General features: G+C 40.0%; 22 protein-coding genes. 4 read left to right on the top strand and 18 right to left on the bottom strand.

From position 1 onward, the window contains the following. Window positions 1-22: 22 nt before the first annotated feature. Genes OCV27_RS19455 through OCV27_RS19465 form a run of 3 tightly spaced genes read right to left on the bottom strand, consistent with a single transcriptional unit; the run spans window position 23 to window position 1221 of the window. Window positions 23-337 carry a GIY-YIG nuclease family protein gene (locus OCV27_RS19455; protein WP_125323062.1) on the bottom strand — a complete coding sequence of 105 codons (315 nt, stop codon included), beginning with the start codon at window positions 335-337 and terminating at the stop codon, window positions 23-25. Further along, complete coding sequence (locus tag OCV27_RS19460; RefSeq protein WP_125323063.1) at window positions 338-997, bottom strand: YceH family protein; 660 nt, start codon at window positions 995-997, stop codon at window positions 338-340. It lies immediately after the preceding gene. Window positions 998-1026: 29 nt separating this feature from the next. Continuing rightward, window positions 1027-1221 carry a hypothetical protein gene (locus OCV27_RS19465; protein ID WP_125323064.1) on the bottom strand — a complete coding sequence of 65 codons (195 nt, stop codon included), beginning with the start codon at window positions 1219-1221 and terminating at the stop codon, window positions 1027-1029. 190 nt (window positions 1222-1411) lie between these two features. On the opposite strand from OCV27_RS19465, the gene OCV27_RS19470 reads away from it, so the two are divergent. Then, complete coding sequence (locus OCV27_RS19470) at window positions 1412-1735, top strand: DUF496 family protein (RefSeq protein WP_125323065.1); 324 nt, start codon at window positions 1412-1414, stop codon at window positions 1733-1735. A 66-nt stretch (window positions 1736-1801) separates the two neighbouring features. Here the strand turns inward: OCV27_RS19470 and glpK are convergent, their stop codons facing one another. From glpK to OCV27_RS19490, 4 genes are all read right to left on the bottom strand, one after another. Continuing rightward, window positions 1802-3319 carry a glycerol kinase GlpK gene (gene glpK, locus OCV27_RS19475; RefSeq protein ID WP_125323066.1) on the bottom strand — a complete coding sequence of 506 codons (1518 nt, stop codon included), beginning with the start codon at window positions 3317-3319 and terminating at the stop codon, window positions 1802-1804. Between the two features lie 45 nt (window positions 3320-3364). After that, window positions 3365-4216 carry an MIP/aquaporin family protein gene (locus OCV27_RS19480; protein WP_125323067.1) on the bottom strand — a complete coding sequence of 284 codons (852 nt, stop codon included), beginning with the start codon at window positions 4214-4216 and terminating at the stop codon, window positions 3365-3367. 429 nt (window positions 4217-4645) lie between these two features. Then, the gene (locus OCV27_RS19485) at window positions 4646-5419 is read right to left on the bottom strand and encodes a substrate-binding periplasmic protein (protein ID WP_125323068.1); all 774 of its coding nucleotides are present in this window, start codon (window positions 5417-5419) and stop codon (window positions 4646-4648) included. A gap of 80 nt (window positions 5420-5499) precedes the next feature. After that, window positions 5500-6123, bottom strand: a complete 624-nt coding sequence (locus tag OCV27_RS19490) for an OmpA family protein (RefSeq protein ID WP_125323069.1) — start codon at window positions 6121-6123, stop codon at window positions 5500-5502. Between the two features lie 188 nt (window positions 6124-6311). Between OCV27_RS19490 and OCV27_RS19495 the strand changes: the two genes are divergently transcribed. Further along, the gene (locus OCV27_RS19495; RefSeq protein WP_125323070.1) at window positions 6312-6932 is read left to right on the top strand and encodes a thiol:disulfide interchange protein DsbA/DsbL; all 621 of its coding nucleotides are present in this window, start codon (window positions 6312-6314) and stop codon (window positions 6930-6932) included. Between the two features lie 18 nt (window positions 6933-6950). Further along, on the top strand, window positions 6951-7424 hold the full coding sequence (locus tag OCV27_RS19500; protein WP_125323071.1) for a BamJ family beta-barrel-assembly machinery protein: 474 nt from the start codon (window positions 6951-6953) through the stop codon (window positions 7422-7424). Window positions 7425-7500: 76 nt separating this feature from the next. Here the strand turns inward: OCV27_RS19500 and OCV27_RS19505 are convergent, their stop codons facing one another. From OCV27_RS19505 to OCV27_RS19530, 7 genes are all read right to left on the bottom strand, one after another. After that, window positions 7501-7911: an NUDIX hydrolase gene (locus OCV27_RS19505; RefSeq protein WP_125323072.1), complete on the bottom strand. Its 411-nt coding sequence runs from the start codon at window positions 7909-7911 to the stop codon at window positions 7501-7503. 221 nt (window positions 7912-8132) lie between these two features. Beyond that, window positions 8133-8783: an ATP-dependent zinc protease family protein gene (locus OCV27_RS19510; protein WP_125323073.1), complete on the bottom strand. Its 651-nt coding sequence runs from the start codon at window positions 8781-8783 to the stop codon at window positions 8133-8135. 72 nt (window positions 8784-8855) lie between these two features. Then, entirely contained in the window at window positions 8856-10037 is a 1182-nt protein-coding gene (locus tag OCV27_RS19515) for an amino acid aminotransferase (RefSeq protein WP_125323074.1), read from the bottom strand. A gap of 224 nt (window positions 10038-10261) precedes the next feature. Then, the gene (locus OCV27_RS20915) at window positions 10262-10567 is read right to left on the bottom strand and encodes a BspA family leucine-rich repeat surface protein (RefSeq protein ID WP_420919492.1); all 306 of its coding nucleotides are present in this window, start codon (window positions 10565-10567) and stop codon (window positions 10262-10264) included. Window positions 10568-10570: 3 nt separating this feature from the next. Then, entirely contained in the window at window positions 10571-11377 is an 807-nt protein-coding gene (locus OCV27_RS19520; RefSeq protein ID WP_420919493.1) for a BspA family leucine-rich repeat surface protein, read from the bottom strand. Window positions 11378-11709: 332 nt separating this feature from the next. Further along, a complete protein-coding gene (locus tag OCV27_RS19525) occupies window positions 11710-12729 on the bottom strand; it encodes a BspA family leucine-rich repeat surface protein (RefSeq protein ID WP_125323324.1) in 1020 nt (339 codons plus the stop codon). 915 nt (window positions 12730-13644) lie between these two features. After that, the gene (locus OCV27_RS19530) at window positions 13645-15534 is read right to left on the bottom strand and encodes a PAS domain-containing sensor histidine kinase (protein WP_125323325.1); all 1890 of its coding nucleotides are present in this window, start codon (window positions 15532-15534) and stop codon (window positions 13645-13647) included. A 101-nt stretch (window positions 15535-15635) separates the two neighbouring features. Here OCV27_RS19530 and OCV27_RS19535 point away from each other — a divergent pair, with 101 nt between their 5' ends. After that, window positions 15636-16475: a hypothetical protein gene (locus tag OCV27_RS19535; RefSeq protein WP_125323326.1), complete on the top strand. Its 840-nt coding sequence runs from the start codon at window positions 15636-15638 to the stop codon at window positions 16473-16475. A gap of 139 nt (window positions 16476-16614) precedes the next feature. On the opposite strand, the gene OCV27_RS19540 is transcribed toward OCV27_RS19535, so the two are convergent. The 4 genes from OCV27_RS19540 to nrdG form a co-directional block, all read right to left on the bottom strand. Continuing rightward, window positions 16615-16929: a hypothetical protein gene (locus OCV27_RS19540; protein ID WP_125323327.1), complete on the bottom strand. Its 315-nt coding sequence runs from the start codon at window positions 16927-16929 to the stop codon at window positions 16615-16617. Between the two features lie 653 nt (window positions 16930-17582). Further along, window positions 17583-18467, bottom strand: a complete 885-nt coding sequence (locus tag OCV27_RS19545; RefSeq protein WP_125323473.1) for a LysR family transcriptional regulator — start codon at window positions 18465-18467, stop codon at window positions 17583-17585. Between the two features lie 761 nt (window positions 18468-19228). Continuing rightward, entirely contained in the window at window positions 19229-20188 is a 960-nt protein-coding gene (locus OCV27_RS19550; protein WP_185759835.1) for a transposase, read from the bottom strand. Window positions 20189-20531: 343 nt separating this feature from the next. Then, window positions 20532-21005: an anaerobic ribonucleoside-triphosphate reductase-activating protein gene (gene nrdG / locus OCV27_RS19555; RefSeq protein ID WP_125323100.1), complete on the bottom strand. Its 474-nt coding sequence runs from the start codon at window positions 21003-21005 to the stop codon at window positions 20532-20534.

The following is a 21005-nucleotide window of genomic DNA, read 5'->3' on the forward strand; positions in this document are numbered from 1 at the left end:
GGATAAGCTGGCTTTTGTCACCTCAACCCTCTTCAACATCGATAATATCACCTAGCACTACTGCCCCACTTATCAGTTGCTCTTTCTGACATTTTGACAATTTCTTAATACGATATTCATATTTAGATGCCATTGAACGGCTTTTACCAATCATTTGATACCATTCAAGCGTCAAAGGTGCTTTTCCTTTGAGAGATTTAGCACCAGTACCTTGGCAGTGTTGTGCATAACGACGGTAAACATCTGTCGTTATGCCACAATACAGGGCATTTAAGCGTGTCCGAATCAAGTATACAAACCATATCGAACACGGCTGGATTGTTTGTTTAGATGGCATTTAGGAACACAATTCTTCCACTTGTTGACGTAATACCTCTAATTGCGTTTTTAATTCAGCAACCTCAAGTTCCAGTGCATCTATCCTTTTTATATCAGATTCAACATTGTTAGGATGAGAGATCGACACTACAAAACTCTCAATATCGACCTCTCCACTAAACAAATGCATATAACGAGATTCACGCTTGCCTGCTTCCCGCGCTAATTTAATAACTAAGGATCCGTCATCTGGTGATGCCATATTTTCTAATATTGATTCGACTTCTTTTACATCGCTAAAATCTGCTAATCGATTTGTACGTGTACGCAATTCACCAGGTGTTTGTGCTCCACGAAGCAACAAACAACAGACGATCCCTTTTTCTTGAGCTGTTAACTTTAAGTCACCAAATTCGGTATTACAGAACCTGTGTTGAAACTTACTCGCTCGACTATTAAATCCGCTCTCATCACTAACAAGCCTACGAGCAATCAATCCATCAATAGCTTGCTGAACATCAACTTCAGATAATGTCATAACAGGTTCACGATTGCTTTTTTGATTACATGCACTGGTCAAACTATTGAGGGTCAATGGGTAATAATCTGGTGTGGTAACTTCCTTTTCGATTAAACAGCCAATAACGCGAGCTTCTATATCGTTTAGTTCTATATTCATTATCATATCCTTAGTCACATCTTCCTAGCTTAGTGCTCGAAAAGAATCGATGGTTTTTTTATATTACCATACTCATCAATCATAATGATTTTTCTACGATTTAACTCAACTTCTGTCAATTCCTGACACCGACGTTCTTTACGGTATGCCTCAACAATCTTACTTGTTTGTGGGGACAATTCAGCCTTCTCAACTTTCGGGACTACAATACTGGATACTCGCATAAAGTTAGCTTTTTATTTTATTAATAACGAAATCATATCCTGACTCCCACTTATGCTCAATCACTGCATTGGCTTTTTGGTGATAAACTAGTCATCATTATAGAGTTGTTGATCTTAAGCCTGTTATCGGCAGAGATGTTATGGTTTAATCATTGGCAGTTAAAGTTAAGCAAAAGCAGGAAAGACACTTATGAGTGGAGTATTTGAAATCGTAGCTCAGGCTCGCAGAAAAAATAAGCTAAAGCGTGAACTGCTCGACAATGAGAAAAAAGTTCGTGATAACCGCAAGAGGGTCGATCTTTTGGACAACTTGATGGATTACATCAAGCCTAATATGACCCCTGATGAAATCATCACCATCATCAATAATATGAAAGCAGATTATGAAGATCGCGTTGACGACCATATTATAAAAAGTGCGGAAATCTCCAAAGAGCGCCGTGATATTAGTCGACGTATCCGTGAACTGACTGAAGAAGACAAGCAAGTATTGCAAGGTAAAAAGAAAGCTTAACTTCCACTAAAAATGATGCCCGCTTTATACAGTGGGCACCATTTATATTATAATTTTTTCAATACTTTAATCATCTTCATCATGCATCTTTGCCCACACTTGAGCACATTTCACCGCACGCTTCCAACCCTTGTAACGACGGCTGCGTTTCTCTTCGTCATGATGAGGTACAAAGGTCTTATCGATTTCAGCTTTGCCAGCAACTTCGTCCAGACTACCCCAAAAACCTACCGCTAAACCAGCAAGGTACGCAGCGCCCAATGCGGTTACTTCCGTGACCTGTGGACGAAGCACCTGAGTATCAAGAACATCAGATTGAAACTGCATTAAGAAATCATTGGCAACCGCACCACCATCGACACGAAGAGCTTCGAGTTTGATGTCAGAGTCTGCTTGCATTGCATCTAGCACATCACGTGTTTGGTAAGCAATTCCTTCTAATGTTGCTCGTATAATATGGCTTGAATTAGCACCTCGAGTCAAACCAACAATGGTTCCACGAGCATAAGCATCCCAATAGGGAGCACCAAGCCCAGTAAAAGCAGGCACAACATAAACACCATTAGACGTATCAACCTTAGTGGCAAAATATTCTGAATCTTTAGCATCCGCTAGCAGCTTCATTTCATCTCTTAGCCACTGAATAGATGCCCCTCCCATAAACACAGCACCTTCAAGCGCATAGGCAGGTTTACCCGTTGGTCCACAAGCTAATGTGGTCAGTAGTCCATTTTTAGATGTCACTTTTTCTTGGCCAGTATTCATCAACAAGAAGCAACCTGTCCCATAGGTATTTTTTGCTTGCCCTGCATTGACACACATTTGTCCAAACAGAGCTGCTTGCTGATCTCCTGCGATCCCCGCAATCGGTATTCGAGTTCCCCCTTTACCGCCAATATTGGTTTGTCCATAAACCTCTGATGATGTCTTAACTTCTGGCATCATAGATAAAGGTATGTCCATTTCTTGCAGCAGTTTTTCATCCCACTGAAGTGTATTTATGTTAAACAGCATGGTTCTAGAAGCGTTGGTATAGTCCGTTACATGGACACGCCCTTGAGTCATCTTCCACAATAACCACGTATCTACTGTTCCGAACAAGAGCTTACCGGCATTCGCATCTTCACGGGCACCCTCAACGTTATCTAAAATCCACTTAATTTTTGTGCCAGAAAAATAGGGATCTAACACCAGACCTGTATTCTCCTGAACGTATTCTTCTAGATTTCGGCTTTTCAAGTCTTCACATATAGCCGCTGTGCGTCGGCACTGCCAAACAATAGCGTTGTAGACTGGCTTGCCTGTGTCTTTATTCCAAACTATGGTGGTTTCACGCTGGTTAGTAATACCTATACCCGCCACTTCATCACTGCGGATCCCAGATTTGCCCAAGACTTCAACTAAAACTGAACTTTGCGTGGCATAGATTTCCATAGGATCATGTTCAACCCAACCCGCCTGAGGGTATATTTGAGTAAACTCACGCTGAGAAACACTGACAATGTTAGCATCATGGTCAAGTACCACTGCACGGGAGCTCGTCGTTCCCTGATCAAGCGCGACAATATATTTTGGCTCAGTCATGATAATTTCCTTTTATTTCAATACTTATATCAATAGATTTTAGTGTTACACGTGGGCTTCTTGATTCTCTTCAGTATCATCACACTGATTAGGGATAGTACAACCAGTACCGGTATTGGGTAAGTATTGAGCGATAACTTTAGGGTATGCCCAAGCACCAAAACACGCGCCAGCAACTGGGCCAAGAATAGGAACAATAAAATATGGGATGTCTTTAGCTCCAGTCAGCGCATAATCCCATCCAGCAAAGTAAGCAAATAGCTTTGGCCCAAAATCACGTGCAGGATTCATGGCAAACCCAGTTAACGGACCTAATGAACTACCGATCACAGCGATAAGTACACCTATCAATAATGGATTCATAGGGCCGCGAGCAGCGCCATTATTCTCATCACCCAACGCCAAAATCGCAAACATGAGTACGGCCGTTATCACAAATTCAACAGCCAAAGCCCCAGAAAATGACAAAGAAGCATGAGGATAGGTTGAGAAAATACCAGCAGTCGCAAGAGCCTCTTGGCTAGAGCGAACAAAACCATGGGTAATTTCATAATCGATAAACAAATTGCTGTACAAACTATACACCAATGCAGCACTACAAAACGCCCCAAGCATTTGAGCAATGATGTAAGGTACAACCTTAGCTTTATCAAAGCCATGAAACGCTGCCAATGCGATTGTAACTGCTGGATTAATATGTGCGCCAGATACGCCTGCTGTACAATAGATTGCGATTGCCACCCCAAAGCCCCAGACTACACTGATTTCCCATTGGCCAAACTGAGCGCCTGTTAGTACTAAGGCTGCTACACAGCCCACACCAAAGAAAATCAGCAATCCTGTCCCTATGAACTCGGCAATACACTCTCCGAGCAAAGTGGGTTTTCTATCCGTCATAGTAAGAGTCCTTGTTTATATTAATGGGTAAGATTGGTTTTGCTATGATTGCGATTGGTATTCTGCATACCTGACCGCCATATGAAACGCTCCCGAGCCATTAATGAGCGTTCGAGCACACTTTGTTGCATTTATGTTCTCTGATTTGTTAATTAACTCTACTTTTTATTCTCATAATCAACCATTGTTAGTAGTAAAGAGGTAGAGTTAGCTATATATGCTCTCTCGCCATAAGTTAAACTTAACGAGTAGATAGGCACCAAAGTATTAGGTTTATCAAAAAAATTAACGACTCAATTATTAACTAATTGTTGTTTGTTTATCCATTGAGTCTATTACTATGGCTATAACGTGAACCATCCATTAATGAACAAAAACGAAGATTAACGAAAGAGATCTCAGTTAGATTGAACAATTTCTTGATATGAATTAACGATAGTTAAGGTGGTCATTGAGAATAGATTGAAGTACACCATTTGCTTTTATGGCTTTTAAACCCTCGTTAAACAACACCATATTGTATTTGCTTTGAGGGTTCGATTTTGGCATTAATAAGTGTACAGAGTTTGTAAACAAAGGCTTAGGGTGATAACTAAACTCTGCCCTTTTATCAGCTAAACCTTGTGTTTTCAGCACATAATTGAAGCTAGTAATATACAAAGGCGCAAGATCAATGGATCCATCGACAAGCTTCTTCACATTCTCTGTCTCATCATATACCCGGGTGACCTTGATCTCCCCACTCTTTTCAGCGGCTTCAAAAGCATCACCATAATAACCACCAATTAAAGCACTGATGGTGTATCCCTTAAGATCGCTGACTTTGCGCCAGCTAAACTCATGTTTATTGTTATAAAAAAAATGAGCATTTATTTTATACACAGAGTCACTGATCAAAAAATCATTCTTGTGTGCTTGGTTGTACTCCCATAACGCGGCAGCATCTGCTTTACCCCCTGCTGCATAATCGAAGGCTTCCTTCCATGTGTTCATTTGCTGGTAATCAATCGAAACTTTTTGGCTTTCAAACGCTGCGCTTACAATTTGTGCATTAATGCCAAAACCTGGCAAATCTTTTGAGTGATAAGGAGGATATTCACTGACTGTGATAATCAGTGGCTTAGCGACAACTACTGAAGCTGAAAAAAGTAGTAGAAAAAGAAGCAAAAAAGATTTAATTATATTTTCTAAATAGTCAGGCATCCGCTTCCCATATAAATCACTAAAGGAGTTGCTAAAGGTTACAAATTAAAGTTTAGCTGGGGCTTTAATGAAGCGCGAATTTATCTCTGATTAGATACAATGAATAATACTTCAACACGACGGTTACAAGCTTTTCCTGCTCTGGTGTTATTTGAACATGCAGGGACGTACTCACCGTAACCACGAGTAAAAATAGCGTCCATAGCGACATTGTTACGAATGAGTTGCTTCTTGACCGCTTTGGCTCGTTTCATAGATAAAACGTCATTACGAGACGGCGGGCCCGTATTATCTGTGTGGCCATCAATCACAATGTCAATCCCCGGTTGGGTTGCTAAATAACTTGCCATTTTATTAATCCAATAGGCCGAGCTGGGTTTGACCATCGAAGACCCAGTATTAAATTTAATCGTATCGGTTAGCTTAACCATCAGATGGTCGCCTGGTAACACTTCATGCTCAACACCATTTTTCATCAAAAAGCTCTGTAAATCGCTATTACTTACAGCACGGCTTCGCCCCATTGGTCCCATAACACCACTCTGTGAAACCACTTTTGGTGCATCTCCCCAAGTCGGATATCGAACCTGCATGTCTGATTTTGGCGCAGTTTCTAACATATCATCGGACAAATAATGCATTTCTTTTGCAAGGTTCCCACAACCTGTGAGCAACAAGAGAAGAGGCAAAGCAAGGTATTTCATCGATCCACCATTCTTTTTTGATTCGATACAACATTTATATCGGCGAATTGGGAAATACTTTAATTATAAATGCAGACTTTGTTTTTGACATAAAGTCTGTGCACCGACTGTTTTTTTCCCTGCAATGACAGGGTAGAATCAAACACTTCAGACTTATACATCTCACTTGATGGTAAAGAGTAACCACTATGAAAAAAATCCTGGCCTTTATTGGCTTTAGTTTAATCGCCCTACTGTTGGGCTGCAGTAAGAGTGACCTTCCCCAAGAAGGAAAGCAATTTGAGCGTCTACCCGCTGATTTGTCCGAGTATCAACTCCCCGTTGTTACTGAAGTTTTTTCACTTAATTGTGGGCATTGCGCGAATATGGAATCAGCTCTACCACAACTTGAATCAATGACCGATCAAACTTTCGGCAAACTGCATGTCATATTTGATCAAAGCGCACAAATCAACGCTATGATTTATTACAGCGCGCAAATTCAGCTAGGGACAACACCAAGTCATGAGATGATGAAAGCCATGTTTGATGCCGTGCAAATGGGTAATGGTTCAACCGCTCAGCAACAAAAACAAGCCATCAATAAGGTGTTTAAACAACAAGGACTATCCAGTCCTGAGCAATTAAGTGAATCGCAGCAAAAAGCCTTGTTTACGGAAATGCAGAAAGCCGCTCTGATCTCGCAAAAAGGCCAGATTAATGCCGTACCCACCTTTATCGTCAAAGGTAAATACATGGTACTACTTGCTGGGCATAAAGATCTCGATGGCATTGCTAACACCATCAACTATCTAATACAACAACCCTAACAATTATGGAAAGGTCCCATGTCTAAAATTATTATTCCTATCGTCATCTTGGTTCTCGCGGGTTTTATGATTTACCGTACTCTGGTCACAGGTAAGGCGGGGGAGGAAAACTTCGCTGCCGGTCAAGCATTTCTGCTCGAAAATGGCAAGCAAGACGGCATTATCATCACAGAGAGTGGGCTGCAATATAAGGTACTGTCAAAAGGTGAAGGTACATTGAATCCAAGCGCAAAAAGTAAGGTCAAAGTGCATTACCATGGCACCCTACTCGACGGAAGCGTATTTGATAGCTCAGTTGAGCGTGGAGAGCCAATTTCGTTTGGGTTAAACCAAGTTATCAAAGGCTGGCAAGAAGGCTTAACATATATGGTTGAAGGGGATAAATTTCGCCTATTCATCCCTAGTACATTAGCTTATGGGAAAAATGGCTCAGGCCCAATCCCACCTTCATCAACATTGATCTTTGATGTTGAGCTAATAGAGATACAATAATGACAACATGCCCCTTTAATACATATTAAGGATATGAAAGGGGCATATTTAGGCTTCAAGGCAGCAATAAGTCTTATCAGGCCATCTCTCCGACTTCTCGTTGCAAATGTTTGCCTAAATGCTTATTAATGAAGCTTACATCAGCTTTGTAAAATTCATCGATTGGTAAATTACCTAGAGAGAGCCAATGAAAAGTCTGCTGGCGGCTTGAGTCTTGCGCTCTTGGCTCATCGCCTGCACTGGCATGTAGCAGCACATAGTAGATACGACCACCGTATTCATTAATATCGCTATAGGTTGCAACGTGAGATAAACCGCTCATATTCGTTTCTTCGTATAACTCGCGAATAGCAGCGTCAGTACCCGACTCATTACTTTCTACTTCCCCGCCGGGGAACTCAAACACCATACCTTGGTTCGAGCGATAACGTTCTTGGATCAAAACCTTACCTTGTTTGATGACCACCGCCATCGATAAATACTTCATTAAAGACTCCTTGAGAATAAGCAGACATTATCGGCTGAGCGACGAAAATGGGGACAAACGACTAGTAATAGGCTGCCCTTGCGATGTTACACCGTTATCCAAGCCGCAAGGTTAGCGGAATAGTTCGCTGAGTTCTGATACTGCCTTCAAAAAACACGATATCCAAAACAAAAACGGCACCTTGAGGTGCCGTTAAATGATGAGTTTTACTTTTAAACCGCTTACTTGTGCTTTTTCTGCACAAACTCTTTACTCACATCCACAATTGCCACATCCGTGACAAAGCTTCTTCCCAGTAACAAGGGATATTTGAGATGGGTACGATCGGCAAGGGTAAACTCAGTTTTTTCTTTCAAATCGCCCAGTTGAACCCAAGACTCCACCACAGCGCGGCGCTGAGATTTTTCCGAGCTGGACTGACGAACCTTAACCCAGCGCACAACAGGCAATGCCATCTGTTTGCTCTTTGTCCCATCATGCTCAATGTTAAATTTGACCCAATCTTGTCCATCACGCTCAAATTCCACCACATCAGTCGCACTTATCGAAGAAGTGGTAGCGCCTGTATCAATACGGGCCTTAAAATTCTCTTCAAACCCAGGCACATACACCCATTCCTGCTGGCCTAAAATCAACTTGCCATCGGCGGTTTTTTTCGGCTGAGGTTTGGGCTTAACGGGTTTAGGTTTTTCAGCCACTTGGCTATTTTTATCGGCTTTAGAGCTATCAGGCTTAGCTTTGGGCTCTTCAGGTTGGGGCGCTTCAATTACGGGCTTAGGTTGGAGATCTTTCGGCTGCTGACTTGTGGTGGAACAAGCCATTAACCCTCCACTTAATAACATGGCTACCAAAGCCTTTGACGTTTTATCCATTTTATCACCTAACTTTCTAACACCATATTTATGACAGAAAGGCCCAAGTCAATGTGGGCCTTGACACAAAATCTAAGAGACCTTCACTATCGCATCAGCGACATAAGCAATGTCTTTTTCTGCCAAACCTGCGATATTGATTCGACCGTCCGTCACACCATAAATGCCATGGTCTTCACGCAGTTTCACCATCTGCTGTTGGCTAAATCCTAGCATAGTAAACATGCCTTTGTGACTCTCGATAAAATCAAACTGTGACGTGTTATGGGTATTACGAAGCTCTTGACACAAGGTCTGTCTCAAACTGACCAATCGCTGTTGCATCTCGCTGAGTTCTTGTTTCCATAGCTTAGTCAACTCTTGGTTTTGTAACACAGTTTTCACCAGCGCAGCACCATGATCTGGCGGCGTTGTGTATGTCGCGCGAGCTAGCGTCAGCAATCTTCCTTTAGCATTACCTACTTCTTGTAGCGACTTACCAATCACAAACGCGGCACCAGTTCGCTCTCTATAGAGGCCAAAGTTTTTCGAGCAAGAGGTGGTAATCAGCATTTCTTCAACATTATCAGCCATAAAGCGCAGCCCCTGAACATCTTGCTCTAAGCCATCACCAAAGCCTTGATAAGCCACATCGACAAACGGCACAAACCCATTTTTCTGAGCAAGCTCAGTGATGGCTTGCCATGCAGCAAAATCAATGTCTGCGCCCGTTGGGTTATGGCAGCAGCCATGCAATAACACTACATCATTTGGACCAGCCTGAGCCAACTCTTCCAGCATACGGCTTGCATCAACTTGCTTGGTTTGCGGGCTAAAGTAGGTGTACTGTTTAACCTTCAAGCCCGCCGCTTCCATTACCGGTCTGTGATTGACATAGCTTGGGTTAGACAGCCACACACAAGTATCAGGCTGAGCAACTTTGATTAGATCGCCCAGCATTCTTAGCGCTCCACTTGCGCCAGGAGTCTGTATGGCCGCCACTCTCTCTATGGCAGAAGTGCCCGACAAGAGCAGGTCAATCATACTTTGATTAAACTCCTCACATCCCGCCAGGCCAACATAAGCTTTGGTGGTTTGTGATGCGACAACAATATCTTGCGCTTGAGAAATAGCCTGCATTATCGGGGTTTGGCCTGCGCTGTTTTTGTATACGCCAACCCCCAAATCCACTTTATGCTCACGAGAGTCATTACGATATATACCAGATAAAGAAAGAATGGGGTCTAATGCGGGAGTCGGTAGATGAGAAAACATGTGACAATATAATCCTTTAACATTCTGATTGCGCCATCCAACTTAGCATTGAACCCAAAAATGTCGAAATAAAATTTTAACCTCGACTCACATTACCGAGCAAAAATCACCGTCAGAATACAATGAAGGTTATCAATTAAGCATTATCTATTTCTACTGTTCCAAGTAAAAAGCCTCGCTATGCGAGGCTAAAAGCTAAGTAATAAGTCTAAAAGGATCACCCACTACTGGGTAAATATCGGCAACTGCTCCTCAGTTAATATACTGTCTTTGGCAAAATCCGTATGCTCAGTCACTTGGCTAACATTCCAGTTGCTTAGGTCTTGTGAAAAACGAGTGGCTTGAGAGAACATCTCTTTCATATTGACCACATTGGATGTATCCCAATGGCCTATATCTTGGTTAAACAGCAGTGCCGCAGTAAAGGCACCTGCCATATCGGTCACCTTGGAAGTATCCCAGTGACCTATATCTTGATTAAACGCATAACTGCCCAGAAACATTCGGTTTATACTAGTAACGTTAGACATATCCTAATGGCCAATATCTTGGTTAAAGCGATACGCGACCATAAACATTCCTTGCATGCTGGTGACTTGGGAAGTGTTCCAGTGGCCTATATCTTGGTTAAACGCTTCTGCACCATTAAACATGTAGTCCATAGTAGTGACTTTTGAAGTATCCCAACCACCAATATCCGCGTTAAATACGCCAGCGCCTTGAAACATGTTATTCATATTCGTCACATTGGCAGTGTCCCAGTGGCCGATATCTTGATTAAAAGCATCCGCTTGATAAAACATCCCAAACATATTGGTCACTTTGGACGTATCCCAATGATCGATATCTTGGTTAAAGACTTCCGCTTTATGAAACATAGACTGCATCTCAGTGACGTTAGCAGTGTCCCAATGCCCTATGTCTTGATTGAATGCTTTGGAGAAAGAAAACATTTGCAGCATATTGGCAACATTCGCCGTGTCCCAAAAGCCAATATCTTGATTAAACGCTTCTGCATACAAAAACATAGAATGCATGCTGTTAACATTAGAGGTATCCCAGTCGCTAATATCCGCATTAAACGTTTTTCTATCATAGAATACCATATCCATATTAGTCACTTGAGTAGTACAAAAATTGATGTATCCTTGCTCAAGTTTGTCCAACATGGTTTGGTTACGAATAAGCGCGTTATCCACGACAACATACACTTGTCCTTTTTCGATTAGCACTGAATTAACCTGCTTATCCGGGCACTTTACCGCAATGTCTATGGCGAAAGCATATTGACTGATAAGAATTAATAAGCCTATAAATAAAGAATTGGTTTTTTTTGTCATTATTATTTCCTAGTTTGAATAGACGCTGTTGGAAAATTAAGAAGAAAGCTAATAAATAAGTTTTTTTTCAATTACATATAAATCATTAAAAAATTTATATCGATTATAACCGTTAAAAATACATTTTTTCTTACATTTAATTTTAACTATTCAAAAAAGTAAACTTATGCCTCATCAAAACACGAACATAATGACTATGTTATCTGTTATTATAAATTTAAATAGTGGTGATTTATTTATGTGTTTTTATTAATGCCATATAATGAATTTTATTTAAAAAATAAACAGCCTCACATTGGTGAGGCTGTTATGATAGAAAAATCGTAAATAGATTAATGATTGTGAGTATAATATCTCGGCTCCGGCTCTTTATTATCCAGCCAAGATGAATCAATAAAGTGAGGTTTTTGCACTGGCGCTAATGAACTACCAGTTGAAAATTGGCTGTAATTACTCACCTTAGAGACGTTCCATTGGCTTAAGTCTTGCGAAAAACTAATCGCATGATCAAACATTTGTTTCATATGAGTAACATTTGACGTATCCCAGCGACCAATATCTTGGTTAAACGAACCAGCTCCAACAAACATTCGATACATGGAAGACACGCTAGAGGTATTCCATCGGCTGATGTCTTGGTTAAACTTTTGAGCTTTGTAGAACATTTCATACATATTGGCTACATGTGAGGTGTCCCAGCGGCCAATATTTTGATTAAACGTCTCTGCCCCGCCAAACATTGAATGCATCCATCTTACTTTAGACGTATCCCAGTAGCCAATATCTTGATTAAACCTTTTTGCCCCAAAAAACATCCAAGCCATTGTTCCAACGCTAGATGTGTCCCAATAGCCAATATCTTGATTAAATATACTCGCCCAAAAAAACATCGAGTCCATATTGGTCACTTTTGATGTATCCCAATGGCCAATAATTTGGTTAAACGATCTTGATCCGTAAAACATTTCTTGCATGGTTGTTACTTTTGATGTGTTCCAATGGCCAATATCTTGATCAAAAACCTCTGCCCAATAAAACATTGAGGACATATCAGTTACATTTGACGTATCCCAATCACCAATACTGGCATTAAACTGTTTACGCCCTTTAAATAAAGACTTCATACTGGTGACTTGAGTTGTACAGAATCGAATATTTCCTTGCTCCAGATTAACCAGTAAAGCTTTATTGCGTATAAGGTCATTATCGACCACAACGTACACCTGATCGTTTACTAACATCATAGAATTGATCGGTTCGTCTGGACATTTTATGGCGATATCAATCGAGTAAACACTGTGACTAGCAAGCGCAGCTGCGCCAAATATAACTGACGTTATTGTATTTATCATTTTTTTTCCTAGTACGTATCGACGTTGTTGAGAAAATACGAGGATGTGGATCAGGCAAACCACCCAATGCGCCAATAATTAAGCAGCACACGTCGTAAATTCTGTTCACGCGGATCGCACCAGAAAACGTGCGTTTTATATTGATCATAAGGCGAGAAGTGCTCTGACTAAAAACCTGTCTTTGGTGAATAAGCCACTTTTTTTGTGACCTGACTGCTACACTATTGAGTGAAGTTATGATTATTGTTGTCGGTGCCATTTGAAGCCCATTGCGCCACAACACCAAACTACAGTTGTTATGTTTAAGCCGAACAAGGTAGTTTGAGATTGGGTGCAGTTTTTAATTTTATGCATCTATTAGAACATATGAACAAGTAGCAACAATGTAAATTAATATACTTTTGTTTCATTATTGTTAAATTTGTGTTTTTAATTATAAATCAATCAGTTATGTTTGTGCAATATACAAAATATTGTGCCATTCACATTTATCACAGTTGGGGGGTTAAGAGACGGGATTAGATCACGATAGATTATGCAATCATTTGACAGGAAAGGATTTATTAAATGGCAATATTCAGATATTACCGGAATCCACCTCCTCGCGCGCTTACACACAGAAAAAGTGATTGATTTAAATGTGACGAGGTAAGAAAAGTTGACACTGATAACCTTTAAAACGAGAGGAAAAAACACTCACTTCTCGTTTCTGTATTGACGATATTTTATAATTAATTACGGTATGTACCACCACCGACTATCGATTTGGCTACAGCTTTTTTTCGTAAATGGGCTGTCGATGTCAATCCTAGTTCGATTAGTCAAACCTGCCTTATCAAACGCGTCCTTTGAAAAGGTTTACTGCTTCAACAAATTAACCAAGTTTCCATAAATCATTATCTATGAACAATCAGCCTATAGTGACTTAGGTAAAGTTATGGTGTAGCGTACTCCTTGGCCAAAATCAGATTTCAGTTGGATTTCTCCTTTTAGTTTCTGGTTAACTAAATTGTATACCATGGTCAAACCTAACCCTGAACCGCCACTGCCACGTTTTGTGGTATAAAAAGGCTCAAAGACTTTTTGCTGTTGATCAAGAGCGATACCTTGTCCATTATCTTGATATATAAAAATGACCTGCTGCTCAGATTGTTGATAACTAATCACAATACTCGCTAACTCTATATTTTTCTCAAACGCATGATAAATACTATTGAGGACCAAATTACTCATAACCTGGGTCAAAACACCAGGCAGGCTATCCATCGTGAGATCTCGATCGCCAGTCAACTCTATATTGACTGACACCTTTTTTGTCTCAGAGCTGAGGCTAACCAAAAGTGTGTCTAACACCTGATGGACATTAAACTCGGATTGGTTTTCTGAAATTTGATCTACTGCGGTGCGCTTGAAGTCTTTAATTAATATTGATGCACGTTCTAGATTTGCTTTGAGCATAGACAACCCTTTATCCATAACTTGGCTTTCGCTGGTAAACTCTGTTGTGGTTAGTGTCTGATTGTTAAAGCTGCTACTGAGTTTATTCAAGCTGTCTTCGACTAGTGAAGTAGCGGTGACAGCAATGCCAAGTGGTGTATTCACTTCGTGAGCTACCCCTGCAACTAAACCACCCAATGCTGCCATTTTTTCCGATTCAACAAGCTTTTCTTGCGTGCTCTCAAGTTCTCTCAAGCTTTCTTGTAACGCTTGGGTTCGCGCTGCAATTGTGTCTTCTAACGTATGGTTAAGCTTTTCTAACTCAAACTGAGCTTGCTTAAGTTCTGTGACATTAATTGCCGTACCTCTAAAGCCAATAAAAGTATTATCACTGTGCTTGGCGATTGCCTGAAACACGAAATAGTAAGCTTTACCATCAAACTCAATCTCATCTTGGCACATTGAAAAACTTTTCTTTTGTTCAAGTTTTTCAATTAGTTTTGATGACTTCTTAAACCCTTCGATCTTATGCACCACCGGCATTTGATCGCCACTAATTCCAAGTGCAATTCTCATTGGTTCGGAACAAAAACTTAGCCTATGCGTTTGATCCGTTTCCCATAGCCAATCTGAAGAGACATAAGTAAAATCTTGCAGCTTTTCTTGCTCAGATTTGATGCTTTGATATAACTTAGTAAAAGTGCAGGTAAGCTTATTAATTTCATCGGCAACCCAGCTCAACTCATCCCTGTCTTCGATTGTCCAATGTTTATCATTCATTCGTAATGTAGTAGTTGTGTAACGGGGAGAGTAATGACGTAAATGTTTGACAATATTGATCACTCTGTTATTGATGCTTTTATGAAAAACCCAAAACAAAATACTACACACTAAAAAGGTTCTTATCGTATTAAGCAAAAGGCTAATAAAAAACTGCTGAATTAAAAAATGGTAGATTTTTTCTGAGTTAGACGTAACTGCAAGCTCACCAACCACAGCTTCTAACTGGGTATTTTGATCTAAGTACTTGATGTTGAATTCACTGGTGACATGACTCCCTTCAGGCTTTGTGCCAGATGAAATAACCTCACCATCGAGTCGTACTTCAAGGTAGTCTACTTTGGGCAGCATAGTCAGCTCTTCAAGCCTTTTTTGCAATGAAGGAATATCATAAAACCACAAAGATGTTGCAAGCAACCCAGAATAAACCTGTCTGATTTCTCTATGTGTTGACTCAACATCGCTAAACTCACGGTCATAGTCCCAGTAAAGCTGCAACCCTGTTGTTGTTAGAGTAATAATACTGCTGACAACGACCAATATAAGGAGTACACGACGGCCAATTCTACTGACCTGCGTTTTGCTCATCTATCTATCTCTACAAATATGTGTATAAATTATAGTGTTAACTGGAGGGTTTCTAACAAATAACTATACTAAAGTTCATATTCATAGGTTGAGGTCCTGTTATGAAGGCGTATTTCCTGTTACTACTATTTAGCCTTTCAAGTGTCGTATTTGCTAGAGAAGTACGCTATCCCAATCTTGACGGTATTGGCCAGCAATCCATTGGCCTTGCTATGCTAAAATTGGCGATTGAAAAGTCAGGGGCCGATATGACAGCTGTGGTCGACTCCAACGAAGTCAACCAAAACCGAGTTCGGCAGCAAGTTGAAAATGGCCAACTCGACATTTTTGATACTGGTTTTGATGAAACGCTCGATGGCAGATTTAAGCCTATTTACCTACCTATCGATTTAGGTCTCACAGGGTGGCGACTATTTATCATTCATCAAGATACCCAAGAAAAAATTGAAAATGTAAAAGATATATCACAATTAAGTCAATTTGTTATGGGCCAAGGCCAAGGCTGGGGAGATATACGAATATTAGAAGCTGCAGGACTTCAGGTGACCACTGCGCCACGTATCGAAATTTTAATCAAAATGGTCGGAGGGAAGCGATTTGATTTATTTCCACTAGGTGCAACAGAAGTCCATCAGTTTCTTGAAACATATCGTGGAAACCAAAAACAGCTGATGGTCGAGAATCAATTAGTTCTAATTTATCCCTATGGGCGTTTTTTCTACATTCGTAATAATGATAAAGAGCTGGAAGACATGTTAGCTAAAGGACTAGAAGCAGCATTTAATGACGGCAGCCTGCGGGACTTACTGTTCAACCACCCTTTCTCTAGCGATGCGTTTACCAAAGCTAATCTCGCAGAGCGCACTCATATTCTAATACCTAGCCCAACTCTCACAGAAGGTTTTAAAGCTATCGATGATAAATGGTGGTATGTACCATAAGCAATTCGCATTATCGACTCTGGTTTTAGGCAATGGTTATAAAATGGCGTCGCACTGTGCGACGCCATTTGTGATTTAGATAAAGACACTAACTGGGATTGGTATGCCCTTTTTACTTCGAGTAATATACTAACTGTCGTTAATCGATAGTATAAATTGGAAGTGGCTCCTGCCTCAAATAACCTTGCCAAGCAGGCTCTTGAAAAATTGAGCTTGAAGATCTTGGGTCAAGCATAAGCCCAACCAAGGTACCTAAAGGCTGATTCATCGGCGCAACTAAATCGCCATTTTGTAGTGAAACCTGCTTATTTTCTTTGACCAAATCTAGGTCAGTAAAACGGCAAATTCCTAGCCTACCTTTAGATGCAATACTGAGATTACTGGCGGAGAGTATGCCAACATTCTGTTGTTGAAGCTCTTGAACGACTTGATACTCAATACCATGTTTATCCAAACATGATTTAAAAGCTTCTTGATTGTTAGCAACAACATAAACTTTGGGTAGTGCAACTCGTCTTTACCACTAATCTGGTCAAAGTTAGTAAAGCTCACTTGTACCGACTGGCCTGTATCTTTCCTCGTAAGAGGCACTTTTTTAACAATATTTTTAATGTTAGCTCCAAATGAAACATCCAAATATATGTCGCGCGGTTTTTGTGCCGACTTTTGCTGTGTGTGCTCCGTCAATTGAATGATTTTTTCATAATTATTACTGACTAAATTCAAAAATGTTCGTGTACTAATGAGTTGGTTTTCTACCCTACGTTCTATTCAGACAGTTGTTTTAAAAAATATCAACCTGCTTACTCTGATGTAACTCTGTATTGGAGCTTTGCTCGAAAGGAGTTTGAATATACGTGGGGGCAGCATACGAATGGCAAGCTATAGTCATTGTGTATAAAACTGCTAACTTTTGTAGTTTCATTTTATGTTCCAATAATATATGTAATATTCAGGGCTAAATTACTAAATTTTAGCTCTTTTAAGTCAAAGTATTGTTATTTAAATATTAATAAGTAGACAACTAATTTAGAATGCTTATATAAAACTAAAAGAAATTAGTTAATCGACTGCTGTTAGTAAAAATAGTGACTTACATTGATTTTGTTACACTTTCAGTTCAAAGTGAGCCTTTAAATGCTCAATGACAGTCCTAATTTTTCTGGGTAAAACTCGACTAACCGTTAAGATTTGTACTTCGACCGATGGCCAATCAATATCAGTCAAAAGTTCAACCAGCTGCCCAGATTGAAGTGCATCACTAACGAAACATCGTGGCAAAATTGTAACCCCTTGATGACCAATAGCGAAGGAGCGGCACACCATAATATTATTGCTCTCTAGTTTGGTATTAAACTTTAGAGGTTCAGAATTCTTAAGCATACTATTTATTCTACTTTCCATCGCACATGCCGTGCCCGTCAGCCAGCTGTGTTCTACTAAGTCACCGACCTTGTTCGGAATACCATGCTTCTTTAGGTATATTGGTGAAGCAACCAATACTGTTTCTAACTCTCCTGCTGGCCGGTAAACCAAATTACTATCTTTTAGCTTCCCAATCCTAATCGCAATGTCTATACCATCATTGATCGCGTCTCTTGATTCATCATCAGCAATAATATGAAAACTCACCTGAGGATATTTCGGTGTAAATTCCGCAAGAGCCTGTACGAGAACCTCCTGAGCAATACCAGTGCTAGCGGTGATTTTGATCCTCCCCGATATATGTTCTTTACAGTCACTGATATTTTGTTTGAATTGACAAAAATGAGTATGCATTTTTTGGTACTCGCTTAACAACACTCTGCCTGCTTCACTCAGACAAAAACCGCGAGTAGAGCGATAAATCAGCGTCACACCCAAAGACTCTTCTAAGATAGATATATTCTGACTAATAGCTGACGGTGACATACCTAGCCGTTTTGATGCAGCAGTCATGCTCTCGGATTCTGCAACAACAGAAAATATGCAGTAACGCTTCATGTTTTCCATATGTTCCCTCTACTGGCAAATATTATCGCAATGTTTTTATTATCACTTCCTCGTAAGCTTAAAAATATACATTATATTTATAGATTTATAGATTTTTCTTATATGCATAAAAAACATAACTACAAAAATGGATATACATAAGAATTTTATAAATAATAAATATCCATAAATTTCAGATGATTAAGTTAAAAATTGATAGATTTTTAATCATTTATTTCTTAGATTGTAAAGTGAAATAAAAATGTAATATTTTGTTGCTCTATGGAAATCTTTATCATTATCTCGCCTAGCCTTATTTTTATTACTTCTCTATCGATAACAAAATTATTTACTATTTTTAAATAATATCTTGATTAATTCAATTATATTATATTTAATGTTAAATGCATAATTAATTATAAATGACACTAATAGCTTAAGACAATCTAAATAGTGTTTTAATATTTTATTAATAATGCACATTAGTAATAAATAGTTAATAATGTTATAAGAATTGCAATGTAGATGTTAAAAACCACTTTTGATAACTTTATTGGAAATTACGGGGACACACACCATAGTAACAAGCTTTAAAGAAGCCAATATTACTCCAAAGTGAGTATTTAACCTGTTAAATGCTAATCACTAACCTCAAGTAGTGGACCTGTCTGATTGAGTATTCTGGGTGGTTAGAGTGTCGGTCATATTGGACTGTCTATAATCAGCTAATGTCGTGGAGACAACTAAAGTGATAAATGCAGTAATGAGTGGCTGGCTAAAAATCATTCAAGCGAATAAAGATGAATTCTTGTTTTATTAAGCACCGATTTGACGGCAACAGCTTGAGCTCTGGAGCCAATTACCGTTGAATGTGATTTCTCCAAACAGGTACAGACCTTTAACCACCCATTCATATTGAAATCTAAGCGCTGTAAGATGTTTGGCAGCCTTGATTCCATAGAAGCTTTATTCGCTCTTACCTGACGAGCGGACCAATCAACTAATTCAAGATAATCCATCAAACGAAAAGGAATACCTTCTTGCATGGCATTAGTTGGATTGCCAATAAAAGGATGTAGGCACGGAGCGGTGGATAGCGGTTGCTTTAACGCATCAATACGAGCTTTTACAGAGGTATAATCTGAGGTCTCGGGCGTGTCGGCGATACCTGCTCGTATGGGGTTTAAGTCCACATAAGTCATGGCTGCTGCGAGTGCTTTCTCATCCAATAAGGCTTGGCTTTTAAATCGACTTTCCCAGAAATGGCCAGTGCACTTATCTTCACGGTTTGCTCGGCAAGCGATATCAAAGTTGAGCTCTTTCATGTACCAGCTTAAATTCCAGAGTCGCTCTCTCCATTGCTCAATAATTTCAAAGCATTTCTCTGTCTCAGACTCGCTGGTTAATTCACTATTCATCCAACGGTGGATTAAGTGAGGCAACTTATGTAATTGACCCCAGCGTGCAACCACCTCATGAGCGGATAAGGTCATTGCTCTATCTTTGTTAATATTTACAACCAGATGGTAGTGATTACTCATGATGGCATAAGCACAAATATCAATACAATAAGCACTAGATAGGGCATATATTTTCTGTACTATCCAGTCTCTTCGATGTTCGTAGTTTTTTTGAGTAACGGCATCTTCCCCGCATAGAAAACTGCGCCTTACGCAACGTGAAACGCAGTGATAGTAGGACGTGACGTCAGCAGAGACGAGCTGTTTTCTGGCGGTGGTCATTGGTTTTTCCTCACTCAACGAGTAAGAAAATATAGTAAAAGCTAATTGAAAGAGTTGTGGTGCAACGAGTGCTTAGGGGATAACCACACTTATTTCATACTTTAGGTGTATGTCCTCGCTGCGCTATATTTCATACTTTAGGTGTGTGTCCTCGCTGCGCTCACTTAGGTGTGTGTCCTCGCTGCGCTACGATAATTATCATTTCATTACAGTAAGGAAATGGGCTGAAGGGTGGTTGGAAAAACAGCATTTGAAGCTAGGGAAAAGAGGGGTATTAGGATTTGGGAGTAATAACGTGAAAGATAGCAACATTTTTGGCTGAACTGGGGGAAAACAAAAGCGCTTAAGTAAGCTCCCTCATCCAATAAATCATTTGATTTGAACTACCACGCCATTTAAGCGTGGGGTCTTTTTTATCCTGCTCAAACTTGCCATCAATGAGTACATCGATTTGATCGACAATGGCAAGTTGCTTAGCCGACAGTTTGTCTAAGGTATAACCCGTCCAAAGCCAAATATCTTTGTTGGGACATTCTAACTTCACTCTTTGCACTAATTTATTAATGGCATTTAAATTAGCAGGATGCAAAGGATCACCGCCAGATAATGAGAGGCCGCGACGATAAATGCGGGAGTCTTTAAGGTCAGCAATGATGGTGTCTTGTAATGCTTGGGTAAAATGCAGTCCAGCGTCTGGACGCCAAGTTGACTGGTTATAACAACCTTTGCATTGATGCTCACAACCAGAGACGAATAAGGTACAGCGCGTTCCCTCGCCATTGACAACATCAACTGGATAATAGGCGTGATAATTCAT

This window comes from Vibrio pectenicida (assembly GCA_024347015.1).
Taxonomy (GTDB): Bacteria; Pseudomonadota; Gammaproteobacteria; order Enterobacterales; family Vibrionaceae; genus Vibrio; species Vibrio pectenicida.